Genomic DNA, 13,254 nt, shown 5'->3' with positions numbered 1-13,254 from the left:
ACGTGTTCCTTCCGGCGCTGATCGTGGCACCTTCTCACTGATAGGGGCCACCGGAAGATCCGAGCCCCTTCAAGTCGAACGGCAGTGCCGAGGTGACGCCTCCGCCCAGGAATGGCTCCCATTTTGCTAAGCCTGCCGCTTTGAAGCGAGCTGTGGGTCAAAACGCTTCGCGTCCCTCCGCAATGTTCAGCAATTCCGAAAACACGAAAGTTGCGGGTGCCCGCCCGGAGGCGGGCACCAGTTCACGCAGCAAGCCGTTGTCGCGCAGGTCGCGGATAATCTTGCGGGCGGTCGCTGGCGGGATCTGGGCCGAGGCGATGAAGTCCGGTGTCTGAAAGATCGGGCGCTGGAAGATCCAGTCCAAAGCTCGCACGGCATATTGCGAGTGCGTGATCTCGACCACCCAATCGCGCTTGTCCTGATGCAGCGCCAGAATTGCCTGGGCCTTCAGAGTGTTGGCTTCGGCCTGGGCGATGATGCCGCGCAGGAAGAATGCCACCCATCCGCTCCAATCGTCGTCGCGGGAAACGGCCAGCATCCGGTCGTAATACTCATCCCGATTGGCTTCGAGGTATTCCGACAGGTAGAAATTGGGGCGCGACAACAACCCATGGGCATAAAGGAACAGCGGGATGATCAGTCGCCCGATGCGCCCGTTGCCATCAAGGAAGGGGTGGATCGATTCAAACTCGGCATGAACGATCGCCAGTTGCACCAGCCTATCCGGCGCATCGGCATGAATATAGGCTTCCCAGCCCACCATGGCGGCCTCGATGCGATCGGCACCTGGCGGCACGAAGCGCGCCTGTTCGATGGTGCAACCGTCCGGACCGATCCAGTTGGGGATGCGGCGGTATTCGCCCGGATCCTTGTGACGGCCGCGCACACCATCCATCAGAACCCGATGCGTGGCCTTGATCAGGCGTTGCGACAGCGGAAGCTCTGCCATCAGGCTGTCCGCTTCGCGCAGGGCCGCGCGATAGTTCAAGACTTCGCGTGCGTCGGCTTTCTTGGGCGTGCTCTCGTCAAACAGATGCCCCTGCGCCTCGAACTCCAGCACCTCGCCAAGCGTTACCTGCGTCCCCTCAATTTTGCTGGAGAGCACGGCTTCGCGAGCCGTCAACGGCGAAAGCAGAATGTCGGGATTGGGAATGCCGGAGAGGACACCCTCATAGCGCGCAATGGCAGCATTGGCTGGCCCGACCAACGGAAACAGCGCGCCCAGGTCAAGCGTTGCGGGCGGGAAACGTCCTTCGTGATAGGCAACAGGCAATGGCGTCTCCGTTAGACGGGCGTAGGCTCGCGCGCACGAATCGCAACGAGCTTTGATGATCGTCTATCAACAGCTACACCATTTGATGATCGCAAAGTAGGGTTTTGCCTACATCAAGCACCTTTGATGTTCACAGGCGATCACCAAAGGCTTCAGCGTATCGGATCGGGCCGGCTCCGTCGGTCGCAAGATGGGCGACGACTTGCGATGCGGCGATCAGGCTCCAGCATGTTCGTCTCGACAGGGCCCTGCCACCGCCCGGCATCTTTGGCATCAGCTCCACAGTCCACCGGGCATTAGTGGGTCACACCCATGACTAGGTGAAGGCGGCAATTGCTCATTGTCGAACGGCCCGGGGCCTTCCCGCCCTTTGAGGCTCAATCCTTGGTCGCTCCGCCCCCCTGACGCCATCAACCCGTGAAGGGTCCGCTACGCCCCCGGCGTGCGGCCTTGCGGCATGGCTGCCGCCGCGGTGATTGCAGGGTTCGGAGCGACACGTCGGTCGCCTGTCGAGCGGGGATGGTCCCCGCCGCAAGACAGGAGATCGCAAGATGCCGCTTCCCCTTGCCCAGCGCCACGCCTGGAACCTCGCTCGGACGCTGATGGTCTGCGTCACGCTCTTCCGTGCCGGACCAGCCTACGGCGTCATGCCATCCGCCGAATACGACGGCGATGCCAGCCAGATCCTCCATGAATACGATCCGTTCTGAAGGCGGATCACGCAGCGCCGCGCCAGGGCCGGAAGCGCAACTTCGCCTTCCGGCCTCTCGCCATGCCTGCTATTGTCTTGCCGCACGCGCTTGGGGAGGTGGTGGAAAGCGCATCCTGTTGAACCCGCTTATCGGGAGGATGCGATGATCCTTGCCTTTTTTGTTTCCGTCACCGCGATCGTGCTGCTCACTCGCCTGTTCGCCAGCATGATCGTCTTCGCGCTGCCGCTTTACTGCGCAGGCCTATCCGCCATGTACGTCTGGCAGCATGGGCTCGGGATCCCTGCGGCAGTCCTGGCTGCGGCGGCTTCGGCCTTTGCCTTGCTCGTCGCGGCCAAACTGCTGGTTGGCAGCACGTCCATCCCGGCCCGCATCATGGTCAGCCTTGCCTTTGCTCTTCCGGCGGGCCTGGCCGGATATCACGCGGTGCAAGGCATCTGGGGCGCTTTCGCTCCCGTCGGTATAGCCTCCATCATCGTCGGAGCGGGCGCCGCATTGTACTTCGGCCTTGCTGCCCAGAAACAGCTTCTCTCCGCGCCGCAGGGCTGAATCCCCGTCCGGCACTGCTGGACTGGGCGGGGGCTCTCAGTCGTATCGATGATGGCCCGCGTTCAGGTTCTGGTCGGCCGCCCCATCCCGAGGGCGGTCGATTGGAAACGGTGGCAACGGATCGCCGCTCTGCTTTGGGTATCTTACAGCTATACCGAGCAGGTCCGGCAGCGCATTGCCCTTGTGCCGCTACAGACAGGCAGAGGCGTTCAATGGCGGACCCAACCGCCAATCGATCCGGAGAGGTCTGCTCCACGAGGCGCCTCGCCCGAGTCATCCGCCACCTTGAGTGACCGTCTAACCGCCAGTCTCCGTTCCGGCGCGATCCTTGCGCCCAATGCGGTCTTCTCCATGGCCCTGGCTGGCAGGAATGGCGTTGCCTCATCTGACCTTGCCGCAATGGCTGCTTGCCAACTTTCTTCCCCTGCCGCTGCGCGGCATTCCTCGCGCAGACAAGAAAGATTGGCGCACTGCCATCCTCCGCTGGCGCTGCGGCCCTGACGGGTGCGGCGGCCCGATGTCCTGCCTTCACCCAGCCATCGAGACCGCGACGGGCGCGGGATCGAAGCACTGAAGGAGAATGAACATGGCGAACATCGGCAGTTTCAAGAAGGTCGGCAATGACTACCAGGGCGAAATCGTCACCATGAGCGTGCAGACCAAGAACGTCCGGATCGTGGCCGAAGAGGGCACCGCCAACGAGAACGCCCCCAGCCACCGGGTCTTCGTCGGCCGCGCGGAAATCGGCGCCGCCTGGACCAAGCGCTCGGGCGAAGGCCGCGACTACCTCTCGCTGAAGCTCGACGATCCGAGCTTTACCGCCCCCATCTTCGCCAACCTCTTCGATGACGAGGACGGCAAGACCTACAACCTGATCTGGTCGCGGGCCCGCAAGTCGAACAACGACTGATGGCAACCACCAAGCCTCGCCCGGCAGTGCCGGGCGGGGCTTTCAGCTGTCACTGGGTGGGCGCCGACAAGTCCGGTTCCTCGAGCAGCGCAACCGGCCGAACCTCGAGCGCCTGCGCGATTTCCCAGATCGAAAGAAGGGTCGCATTCTGCAGCCCGCGCTCAATGGCGCTGACATAAGCCCTGTCGACGCCCATACGCGCGGCGATCTCGGCCTGGCTCAAGCCGGCTGCCTCGCGATACCGCTTCACGTTGGTCCCGAAGAGCTTGCGGATGTCCATCCGCAGCTTAGAAACCAGTCGCGTATTATAGTGCGACGTATTATAATACTCGCTTGTTTTCAGCGATGCGGAGCCGCTCGCCTGCACTCTGGACTTGTTCTCTGTAGCGGATAGGGATCTCCCCATTTGCGGGCAATTGAACGCAATTCCGTCAGACGGGGAGAAGCTGCTATGAACGCGCGCGCCGGCACTGACTCGCCCGCGAGGCTCATCCGATGACAATGCCACCATTCGAAGCCGAACCGCCTGCGAGCGATACGCTCACCGAATATGATGAGCGCCATCTCGTGACCTATTTGCGCCTCCTCGATGCGGCGGCAGAAGGCGCGGACTGGCGCGAGGCGGTACGTATCATCTTCGAAGTTGATCCTGATGAGGACGTCGATTTCGCGCGTCGTCTCCACGACAGTCATCTCGCCCGGGCCCGCTGGATGACGCAGGCCGGCTATCGCGATCTGCTCGCGCGCAAAACTCCCTGATCCTGAAGGCTTGTGCCGATAAGGGCGATTGCGGATCAAGCGTTGCCTGCCGGTAAGCATAAGCTTGATCCGTCAGGGCGACTTGTCCGCCCCTTCGATTCGGCGACCATGCCGGGCTTGGCCGGTTTGTACGAGCCAAGCGGAGAGTCGGATGTCGGGAGGGTCTTCGTGGCGGTCTCCAGCCGCCGCCGAACACTACGCGGGGCACGATCTTGCCGATTTCGCGCAGGAATTCCTGCGTCGTAATCCCGAGTATCAACGCGACTTTGCCGCCACGGAAGAACGCGCCACTGCCGATCAGGGCAGGGCCGATGCAGAACGGGAGGGTCTGGCCAGACGATGGGGCCTGAGCTTTCCCTTGCGATCCAAGCCAACCGCCATCGCGCAGCCCGGCAATCTGGGACCCCGACCTCGCAGCAGGAACGGCCATTCTCGAAACATCGGACGAAGCCCAGGACGGCCTGATCCCTGCAGGTGCTGACATTGTCGTTGACCGCGAGCTGGACATCGGCCGCCATCTCGTCGTGGATGTCGCCCGCGTACGGCACCGCGTACTCCTCCGCCGAAATCCTGCCTGCAGGGCACCCGCGTTCTCTGTGCCGGTCCTGTCCGGCGCCTCGCTTCGCCTGAAGGCCACCCAGAGCTACGCAGCGCTGCTTGGGTTTGCGGCGTCTGAGAAAGCGCGCGCTCCCTACCAGCTGACCGCCTATCGCCAGCGTCGGCTCATCCAGCTCCTTGCCCTGCTTGACGCCCAGGCGGCGGGGCTCTTCTTGCGGCAGATCGCTTTCACAGTCGTGTTTCCGCGCAATCAGCCGCTCGTGGGCGCGGTGTGGAAAGGGTCAGGCGAACGTCGCCACGCCCACCGCCTGCTCGGCGAGGCGCAGCGCATGTGCCGCCATGGCTACCGGACCCTGCTTGAGAAGGGGTGATTGGACGGGGTGACAAAGAGCACGCCTCGCGCTCGGTCACTCCTTTCCGCCCCCTGCCTTTCGCCATGGCTTGCGTCTGTCGGCGGCTCTGTCCGCCGCTAACCCCAGACGCGAGAGAGCCTAACCATGGATGCCATTCCTACGCCGGTCGTGCCGCGGTTTCTGCGAACCCCTGACGCTGCCGTCCACCTCGGCCTGTCAGCCCGCACGCTCGAGAAGCATCGCTGCTTCGGCACGGGGCCGATCTACCGCAAGCTTGGCGGGCGCATTGTCTACGCGATTGCCGATCTCGACGCTTGGGCCGAGCAGGGCTTGCGCCGCTCGACCAGTGATCCCGGCAAAGGCGTGGTCCACCCGGCAAAGCGCGTCGATGGCTATATGCCGCCAGTGCGGCGCTGAGGCCTGGTCATGCGCCGATCCTCCGTCTTTGCCGGAAGTGATGGTCAGCTCGACCTGTTCGTTGGTGCGGGCAGCAACATCGCCGCCCGCGACGCCCAGGACCTGATGGCCTGGCCGTTCTTCAGCCTCGCCAAGACCAAGCGGGTGCGGCCGATCGATTTCCGGATGGGAGAAGTCTCGATCCTGGTCGAAGCGACGGCCGAGCATGGCATGGCGACGATCTGGGATGCCGATGTGCTCATCTGGGTTGCGAGCCAGATTGTCGAGGCCCGCGACTGCGGTCGCTCGACCTCCCGGCTGATCGCGGCCACGCCTCACGAAATCCTCAGCTTCACCCGGCGCGGGACCGGCAAGGCCAGCTACGAGCGCCTGAAGGCCGGGCTCGATCGGCTGCAATCGACCACGGTCGCCACGTCGATCCGCCAGCCGCACCAACGGCGGCGGCACCGGTTCTCCTGGATCAACGAATGGCGGGAATGTCTCGACAGTTCCGGCCGGGCGCTGGGCATCGAGATGATCGTCCCGGACTGGTTCTACGAAGGGGTGCTCGATGCCGCGCTCGTGCTGACGATCGACCGGGCCTATTTCGGCCTCACGGGCGGCCTGGAGCGCTGGCTTTACCGGATCGTGCGCAAGCATGGCGGCAAGCAGAAGGGTGGCTGGAGCTTCGATGTCGCCCACCTCCATCTGAAATCCGGCGCGCTGTCACCGCTCAAGCGGTTTGCTTTCGAGCTGCGCGACATCGTCCGGCGCCAGCCGCTGCCGGGCTACCGCCTCGAGCTCGAGCATGCGCTCGGCCGCGAACGATTGAGCTTCGTCTGCATCCCTGAGGACTCCTTCGATGCCGCGATGCGGCGGCTCGGCTACAGCGGAGTGGATAACCCATGAGTGCGTTCGGACTATCAGGAACCGCAGGACTCGGACGAACAGGAACCGCAAACTCGGACTATCGGGAACCGGAATCGCTCGCAAAGCCGCAGAACTCCTGCGCTTCTGAGCCCCTTAACTATGCTAACAAAGAATCCTTCGGATTCTTGCTAACCCCCGAGGCCTGTGGACAACCGCACCGCAAGTCACTCGGGGCGACCGGGCGGCAAGCACGTCCTGGGCACGGCAGGCTCACCGAGGTCGAGCTCTACTGGCAGGAGGGCGTGCGCGAGCACTGGCTGCGCTTCGGCAAGCCCGTGGCCAGCCGGATCTGTGACCGCCGGCGCCGGGTGGAATGCTACGCACCCGGGCAGGTCTTCGGCTTGGTGCGGTGGGCTTCCAACGATTACGGAACCGTCCTCTCGCGCCTCGATGTCCTGCTGGCCGTCACCGAAGGAGAGCCGGTCACCCGGTTTCCGCAGGTCACGCCCGGAGCGGACGTCCTGCTGTCGGTCACGGGCTGGCGGAAGGTTCGCCGCGTCTTTGGCCTGATCGATGCGATCGAGGAACTCGGCATCGACCCGTGCGATGTGGCGCCCGATCACTGGCGCCACATTCACAACCGCCTGATCGTGGCTGAGACGCCGCGCAGCTATTCGACCGAGCGCCACCGTGCCTGGCTCGCGCGCAAGGCGCTGCAATCATGAGGCGGCGCACCATCATTGTCGCCGCCCTCGCAGCGGGGCTCGCGATGGCATCGCTGGCACTCCCGGCGCGTCGTCCGCTGGTCTGGAACGTCACTCATTCGGTGCCGACCGGGCTCTACTGGATCGGCGACAAAGACGCGCTGGCGGTCGGCGACCGGGTCGCGATCGAGCCGCCTGCTGCTGTCCGGCAATTGCTGGCCGACCGCGGCTATCTGCCAATCGGCGTGCCACTCCTGAAGCGCGTGGCCGCCGTTTCCGGTCAGCGCGTCTGCCGCTTCCGGCACGGCATCACCATCGACAGCCAGCTTGTCGCCCTCGCGCTCGCCAGCGACCGGCTCGGTCGTCCGTTGCCTGCCTGGAACGGCTGCAATGTGCTCGGCCCCGGTGAGATCTTCACGCTGAACCCGGGCGAACCAGCGAGCTTCGACGGGCGCTACTTCGGCTCCTTGCCGGTCAATGCCGTGATCGGCCGGGCCATTCCGGTCTGGACCGACGAACGCGGCGATGGCCGCCGCGAGTGGTTCGCCGACGCCCGGACTCCCCTTTGCCCACCACCAACCAAGGAGAATGAATGATGCGTATCGGAACTTTCGTGGCGGCCGATGGCGGCTTTGCCGGGCACTTGCACACCCTGACCCTCGACATCGATCTGGTCCTCGTTCCGGCCGATCCGTCCGACAGCGAGAACGCGCCGGACTACCGGGTGATTGCGGGCAAGGATGATGAAGCGCGCGAGATCGGCGCGGCCTGGAAGCATGTCGGCGAAAAGGCTGGCGCCTATGTCGCGATCCAGATTGATGATCCGGCCTTCGTGCAGCCGCTGCGCGCAAACCTCTTCCAGGGCGACGGCAACGAGCATGTGCTGGTCTGGTCGCGTCCGGCCCGCCGCGAAAAGGCGGACTGATCGATGTCTCTGCGCCGTCCGTTTCGCGCCCTCTGCTGTGCTCTTGCCTTGCTGGCTGCCGAACCTGCCTTGCCGCAGCCGGTTGCCCAGCAGGCAGAGCAGCAGCGGGTCGACATTGCCGCTCACATCACCGAAGCATCGCAGCGGTTCGGCATTCCCGATCACTGGATCTACGCGGTCATGCGGGTGGAGAGCGCGGGGCGGATCGGTGCAGTCTCGTCAGCAGGGGCGATGGGCTTGATGCAACTGATGCCCGGAACCTGGGCGCGTCAGCGCGTCCGGTTCGGCCTCGGCGCCGACCCGTTCGATCCGCGCGACAACATCATGGCGGGCACCTCATACCTGCGAGAAATGTACGACAGCTACGGCGCGCCCGGCTTTCTCGCCGCTTACAATGCGGGACCGGGCCGCTTTGAGGACTGGCGCGACAAAGGCCGTCCCTTGCCTGCCGAAACCCGCGCCTATGTCGCCCGGATCGCACCGATGCTGCAAATCGGCAGCACGCCAGCTGTCATGGCTGCTGCATCCTCCGTGCAGCCGGTGCGCCCCTCCTGGACACAGGCGGCGCTCTTCGCAGCCCGCGCAAATGCCGTGGAGGAAACGCCAGGTTCTGCCACTCGCGCGGTGGCATCCGATCCGCTCCTAGCTTCACCCCGCCCGCTCAGCACGCTCTTCGCGCCCGTCGTCGGAAGACGGTCACAATGAGGGGCTCATCGCCCTGTTTTCGTGTCCTAGCGTGCAATGGCGCAGGATTGTGTGGTTTGCTGGCGTGGAAAGGAGAAGGAGCGGAAGGATGGCGAGATAAAAGGAGCGACGTCGCTTGGGGTGGAGGTCATTGGATTGCTTCAGGAATTTGCGACGCTGCTCCACCCCCTCTGCTGTCGCATCGCTGCCGAAACCACCGTTTTACGCCGCATCAGGCGACGTCGCCGGCTTTGGCCTTGTCATGATGGATGACGACTTCGAGATCCGTCCCGGCCGATCGCGGGACCAGGGCATGCCGGCCAGCCGCAAGGCGACCTCGCTCGTCGGCCAGGTGCTCAAAGCGTCGCGCCGCTCCGGGGCAACGCCACTGGCTCGCCGGAGCGGCAAGCCTGCCGGGACGGGAAGATATGGCCGGGGCCGCGCAGCCGCACTGCGCGCGCGGCGTTCGCCCTACCAGCGCCGCGTGGTGATCAAGGCGCGCGTCGTGCGACACAAAGGCGCGCGGTTCCGGGCCGCGCCGCTTGCGATGCACGTCTCCTACCTCGAGCGCGATGGCGTGACGCGCGACCAGGAGCGCGGTCAGCTCTTCGATGCCGGCGTGGACAATGCCGATGGCGAGGCATTCGCGCAACGCTGCGCGGATGACCGGCACCATTTCCGGTTCATCGTGTCACCCGAAGATGCGACCGAGCTTGCCGACCTGCGCACGTTCACTCGCGAGCTGATGGATGACATGGCCCGCGATCTCGGCACCCGGCTCGTCTGGGTCGCGGTGGATCACTGGAACACCGACAACCCTCATGTTCATGTCCTCGTCCGGGGGCGGGCAGCGGATGGCGCGGACCTGGTCATCGACCGCGACTATATTCGTGAGGGCATGCGCTCACGGGCCGAAGAGCGCGTCACCATCGAGCTCGGGCCGCGGAGCGAACGCGACATCCAGCGCGCCATGGCTCGTGAGGTCTCAGCGGAACGGTGGACAGGCCTCGACCGGCAACTGCGCACGCTGCAGGATCACGACCAGGTGATCGATCTGCGCCCAGCAGCGGATCAGGATCGCCGGCGCCATGCGCTGCTTGTAGGCAGGGTCAACTCGCTGGCACGCATGGGGCTGGCGAGCGAAACCCAGCCAGGGCGCTGGACGATGCGCGCCGATGCGGAGAAGACGCTGCGCGACCTCGAAATCCGCGGTGATGTCATCAAGACGATCCACCGCTCGATGGCGGAGAACGGATGGCGCTCAGACCTGTCCCGGCTTGCGATTCACGACCAGCAGCCATCGGATCCGATCATCGGCCGACTGGCCAGCAGGGGGCTTCACGACGAGCTATCAGGCAAGGCCTATGCCGTCGTCGATGGCATGGATGGTAGGACACATCACCTGCGTTTCAACGATCTCGAAGCCACCAGCGATGCCCGGCCCGGCGCGATCGTGGAACTGCGGCATTGGACCGATCGCAAGGGACAAGGCCATGCCGCGCTGACGGTCCGTTCGGATCTGGGATTGGCGGAACAGGTCACGGCCAAAGGAGCGACGTGGCTCGACCAGCAACTCGTGGCGAAGGAGCCGACGGCACATGGGCCAGGCTTCGGGCGGGAGGTCGAGGAAGCCCTGCAACAACGCTCCGAGCATCTGGCTGATGATGGACTGGCAACCCGGCAGGGGCGGCGGTTTCTGTTTGCGCGCGGTCTTCTCGAGACCTTGCGTCAGGGAGAGATGGCCGAGGCGGCGAACAGGCTCTCCCGGCAGACCGGGCTTGAGTTGCAAGCGAGTGGACCCGGGGAGCATGTCGCCGGCATTTACAGGCAGCGTGTCGACCTGGCGTCGGGTCGCTTCGCCATGATCGACAATGGTCTGGGGTTCCAGCTAGTGCCCTGGCAGCCAGTATTGGAGCGCAAACTTGGCCAGGCCGTGGCTGGTGCGGTGGACCAGCGCGGAGGGGTCGACTGGAGTTTTGCGCGGTCGAGGTCGATTTCCCTTTGATGCGAAGAATTTGATGTGACTGCAGTCCGATGGTCCGGATCAGCGGGTTGCGAAATGCCGGCTTGGCAAAATGACCCCGGGTTCGCCTATGATCATTTAGATATGCCCGCTCAGGCTCGGAATGCTGTCGCCTATTCTGAAAAGCCGAACCGCTCCCGATGCCAGGCAAGTTGACGGCGATGAGCATCATCGAGCGGCAGCAGGCGTGCGCGATCCGGCGCCAGCAAGTTCAGCGCCTCCTCGCTGAGGGTTGGCTTGATGAGCGCGCGCCCTTCATTGTCGAAACTCACAAGACCGCGATCAAATGCCGCGTCCCAATGGGCGGCAAGCAGCAACCCGTTGAAAACGTCCAGCCGCTCGGAATCGCTTCGGCATTCCGACCATGGCACGATGTGGCTGGCGCGCAGAAGCGGCTCATCGCTGATCCCAGTGATGGGGCAACGCCCGGTCCAGTAGTCCAGCAATGCGCGGCGGAAATAGCCCTGTCCCACGCGTTCCTTGACGATCCGCTCAACTTCGGTGTTCCCCAGTTCGGCAACCTCGGCCTCATATTGCGCAAGCGGGAATGTCGGCAGACTGCGTGCCAGATGGAATGCGCGGGAAAGGGCTGCGCGAAGTTGAGCCTGCGTCGCGAAGGCGAAGGCACCCTTGAAATGCGCGGGTGGATTGACCACCGCTTCCGCCAATTCCACCCCGAGTTTGGCAGCCACACCCGCGTGTTCGACCGCCAGGAACCACGGAGACCCGTCAGGATTGATGCCGCTGGCGAGCGCCACTTCCCCCGGCACGCCTTCGTCGGATTTGAACCACAGCCATCCGTCCGCAACGCCGTTCGCCTTGCGGAAACCGTGGTTGTAGGCTGCCTGATCGAGCTCCACCCGGAAGATCGGATGAGCGGTGGTGTGCCTGAGGGAGAGAAGCCCCGTCATTGCCAGAGCGGCCTTGTTTGCCAATCAGCGGGAAAGCCCATTGCAGCCAGGTCATTGGTGGGGTGCGTCCGAAGATGGGCGCCAAGATCCAACATCCATGTTGAAGCCGGGGCGACCGTACGCACCACGTGCGCAATCATGCAAAGTCCGTTGTAGAGCCGGGCAGGGGCTTGCGTAGCCTTCTGATCCAATGTCCTCATCAAGGGATCGGGCTTCTGCGCAAGCTTGGGAGGCATCCGGAAGCCACGGTTCCACAGTCGCCCATGGTGGGCGCAGATGTTGCGCACATCGACAATGTGACGCACGAGCGGCACCAGGACAGTTTCGGGAAGGCCAAGCGGCTGCGCAATCCGATTGCGCAAGGCACGCTCCGCAAGGTTCGAGTACCACCGGGAAAGCTGACCGAATGACATCATTTCTGCGACCATCCAGACAGGCGGCAAGGCCGGGTCGTGATAGTTTTCCCGGTAGTGCTTGATGTAGGTCTCGCTCGACCAACCGACCTCACCCGCAAGCTTGGCAAGATTGGCGTGGAACTCCTTGCGGTCTGAATAGAGGCTCGCGTCCAGATAACTGTGGCCATCGCCGAGAAGGGCCAGCTGGTAAGCCCAGTTCCCGCGTAAAGCGACTTCGACGTGCTCCGTTCCCCGCATCACCAGGCGGCGCAACACTCGGTCGAAATCGTATAGCGCAGTGACGGAATCGAAGCTGGTGCCGCTGCGAAAGCGGGGCCCATTCTGCCCTTTAGGATGTTCAAAATAGAGCCAATAGGCGCTGAGCCGGTAATAGCTGACATGGGTAAGCCAGTATCGCGCCCGGGCTTCGTCCTCGATGGCCATGCCTTTGCCGCGCAGATGCGCTATCTGTTGGTCGATTGTCAGCGCAGGTTTGGCAAAGCTATCTGTCATGCTGCCGGTCTTGTATGATCAAGCAGCTGAAAACAAAAGACCCGCCCAGTGTGCATATCCTTGCGGACAGAGGCCGGGCGGGTGCGATTGATTTGCAGATAGGCCGGACTTCCCAACAAATCAATAACCGTCGAACTCGGCTCGTCGCTCAATCGCGATCCAGGCTCTTGATCACGTTCGTTGCATCACGAGCATAAGTCCGCAGCGGATTGAGGTCGATCGTACGCTTGAGCTTCACGAGATTCGCAGGCGACCAATAGGTGCCGTCGTCGTTCTCCCAATCAGCCACGGCTCTCGGCAGCTTGGAAGCTCGGCCCTGAAAAACATTGAATCCAATCTGTATCCCGGATTCCTTGTGGCCATAAACCAATAGCTCACACCGCAGCTTGTCACGCTCAAAAGCCCGCAGGGCATAGTTTTGGCCGAGGATCCGGCGTGGTTCGAGCAAGGCATCATCCACCTGCTCGTGCGGCTCCTTGGCAACCCACGGCTTCGGTAGCGCCTTCCAGACTGCACTCCAGATTTCATGGAGCAGGATCGCGTAATCCACCTCGATCTGCCGCGCGGCACGCAACGCGCGGAAATACGCTGGAACATCGCTCCAGCTGACATCGTCCGGCACATCCGGGCGCTGCTTCGCGAGCAACAGATCAACGGCCGCTTCTGTCTTGCTGTCGGAAAAGTAGGCAAGCAGGCCCGCCGGAATATCAACCATCCTTTG

18 protein-coding genes are annotated in these 13,254 nt (G+C 63.6%); 13 read left to right on the top strand and 5 right to left on the bottom strand.

Going from position 1 to position 13,254, the window contains the following annotated elements:
• Positions 1-157 precede the first annotated feature (157 nt).
• The gene (locus SARO_RS01865) at positions 158-1,273 is read right to left on the bottom strand and encodes a Fic family protein (RefSeq protein ID WP_011444035.1); all 1,116 of its coding nucleotides are present in this window, start codon (positions 1,271-1,273) and stop codon (positions 158-160) included.
• A gap of 551 nt (positions 1,274-1,824) precedes the next feature.
• On the opposite strand from SARO_RS01865, the gene SARO_RS21285 reads away from it, so the two are divergent.
• From SARO_RS21285 to SARO_RS01845, 3 genes are all read left to right on the top strand, one after another.
• Entirely contained in the window at positions 1,825-1,983 is a 159-nt protein-coding gene (locus tag SARO_RS21285; protein ID WP_011444034.1) for a hypothetical protein, read from the top strand.
• Between the two features lie 144 nt (positions 1,984-2,127).
• Positions 2,128-2,532, top strand: coding sequence for a hypothetical protein (locus SARO_RS01855; RefSeq protein ID WP_011444033.1), 405 nt, complete (start codon positions 2,128-2,130; stop codon positions 2,530-2,532).
• A gap of 586 nt (positions 2,533-3,118) precedes the next feature.
• A complete protein-coding gene (locus tag SARO_RS01845) occupies positions 3,119-3,442 on the top strand; it encodes a DUF736 domain-containing protein (protein ID WP_011444031.1) in 324 nt (107 codons plus the stop codon).
• Between the two features lie 49 nt (positions 3,443-3,491).
• Here the strand turns inward: SARO_RS01845 and SARO_RS01840 are convergent, their stop codons facing one another.
• The gene (locus SARO_RS01840) at positions 3,492-3,722 is read right to left on the bottom strand and encodes a helix-turn-helix domain-containing protein (protein WP_011444030.1); all 231 of its coding nucleotides are present in this window, start codon (positions 3,720-3,722) and stop codon (positions 3,492-3,494) included.
• 215 nt (positions 3,723-3,937) lie between these two features.
• Here SARO_RS01840 and SARO_RS01835 point away from each other — a divergent pair, with 215 nt between their 5' ends.
• The 10 genes from SARO_RS01835 (at position 3,938) to SARO_RS01795 (ending at position 10,696) form a co-directional block, all read left to right on the top strand.
• Complete coding sequence (locus SARO_RS01835) at positions 3,938-4,201, top strand: DNA -binding domain-containing protein (protein WP_011444029.1); 264 nt, start codon at positions 3,938-3,940, stop codon at positions 4,199-4,201.
• Positions 4,202-4,352: 151 nt separating this feature from the next.
• Positions 4,353-4,682: a transcriptional regulator domain-containing protein gene (locus SARO_RS21410; protein ID WP_234007392.1), complete on the top strand. Its 330-nt coding sequence runs from the start codon at positions 4,353-4,355 to the stop codon at positions 4,680-4,682.
• Between the two features lie 43 nt (positions 4,683-4,725).
• The gene (locus SARO_RS20460) at positions 4,726-5,130 is read left to right on the top strand and encodes a DUF2285 domain-containing protein (protein ID WP_011444028.1); all 405 of its coding nucleotides are present in this window, start codon (positions 4,726-4,728) and stop codon (positions 5,128-5,130) included.
• A 126-nt stretch (positions 5,131-5,256) separates the two neighbouring features.
• On the top strand, positions 5,257-5,529 hold the full coding sequence (locus SARO_RS01825) for a helix-turn-helix transcriptional regulator (protein ID WP_011444027.1): 273 nt from the start codon (positions 5,257-5,259) through the stop codon (positions 5,527-5,529).
• A 9-nt stretch (positions 5,530-5,538) separates the two neighbouring features.
• Complete coding sequence (locus SARO_RS01820; protein WP_011444026.1) at positions 5,539-6,417, top strand: replication initiator protein A; 879 nt, start codon at positions 5,539-5,541, stop codon at positions 6,415-6,417.
• A gap of 146 nt (positions 6,418-6,563) precedes the next feature.
• Positions 6,564-7,103 carry a DUF2840 domain-containing protein gene (locus tag SARO_RS01815; RefSeq protein ID WP_011444025.1) on the top strand — a complete coding sequence of 180 codons (540 nt, stop codon included), beginning with the start codon at positions 6,564-6,566 and terminating at the stop codon, positions 7,101-7,103.
• A complete protein-coding gene (locus tag SARO_RS01810; protein ID WP_011444024.1) occupies positions 7,100-7,678 on the top strand; it encodes a S26 family signal peptidase in 579 nt (192 codons plus the stop codon). The genes SARO_RS01815 and SARO_RS01810 overlap by 4 nt, the downstream gene beginning before the upstream one ends.
• On the top strand, positions 7,675-8,007 hold the full coding sequence (locus tag SARO_RS01805) for a DUF736 domain-containing protein (protein ID WP_011444023.1): 333 nt from the start codon (positions 7,675-7,677) through the stop codon (positions 8,005-8,007). Before SARO_RS01810 ends, SARO_RS01805 begins: the two co-directional genes overlap by 4 nt.
• A gap of 3 nt (positions 8,008-8,010) precedes the next feature.
• Positions 8,011-8,712 carry a lytic transglycosylase domain-containing protein gene (locus SARO_RS01800; RefSeq protein WP_011444022.1) on the top strand — a complete coding sequence of 234 codons (702 nt, stop codon included), beginning with the start codon at positions 8,011-8,013 and terminating at the stop codon, positions 8,710-8,712.
• 244 nt (positions 8,713-8,956) lie between these two features.
• Positions 8,957-10,696 (top strand): relaxase/mobilization nuclease domain-containing protein, encoded by a 1,740-nt coding sequence (locus SARO_RS01795; RefSeq protein WP_011444021.1) that lies wholly within the window; start codon positions 8,957-8,959, stop codon positions 10,694-10,696.
• A gap of 131 nt (positions 10,697-10,827) precedes the next feature.
• Here the strand turns inward: SARO_RS01795 and SARO_RS01790 are convergent, their stop codons facing one another.
• From SARO_RS01790 to SARO_RS01780, 3 genes are all read right to left on the bottom strand, one after another.
• Positions 10,828-11,625, bottom strand: coding sequence for an HNH endonuclease (locus SARO_RS01790; RefSeq protein WP_011444020.1), 798 nt, complete (start codon positions 11,623-11,625; stop codon positions 10,828-10,830).
• Complete coding sequence (locus tag SARO_RS01785; protein ID WP_011444019.1) at positions 11,622-12,533, bottom strand: Abi family protein; 912 nt, start codon at positions 12,531-12,533, stop codon at positions 11,622-11,624. The genes SARO_RS01790 and SARO_RS01785 overlap by 4 nt, the downstream gene beginning before the upstream one ends.
• A 148-nt stretch (positions 12,534-12,681) precedes the next feature.
• Complete coding sequence (locus tag SARO_RS01780) at positions 12,682-13,248, bottom strand: hypothetical protein (protein WP_011444018.1); 567 nt, start codon at positions 13,246-13,248, stop codon at positions 12,682-12,684.
• Between the last annotated feature and the right edge of the window lie 6 nt (positions 13,249-13,254).

The sequence above is a fragment of the Novosphingobium aromaticivorans DSM 12444 genome (genome assembly GCF_000013325.1).
GTDB classification, from domain to species: Bacteria; Pseudomonadota; Alphaproteobacteria; order Sphingomonadales; family Sphingomonadaceae; genus Novosphingobium; species Novosphingobium aromaticivorans.
The sequence above is the reverse complement of the archived record's forward strand: the minus strand, read 5'-3'. Positions and strand labels throughout refer to the sequence as shown.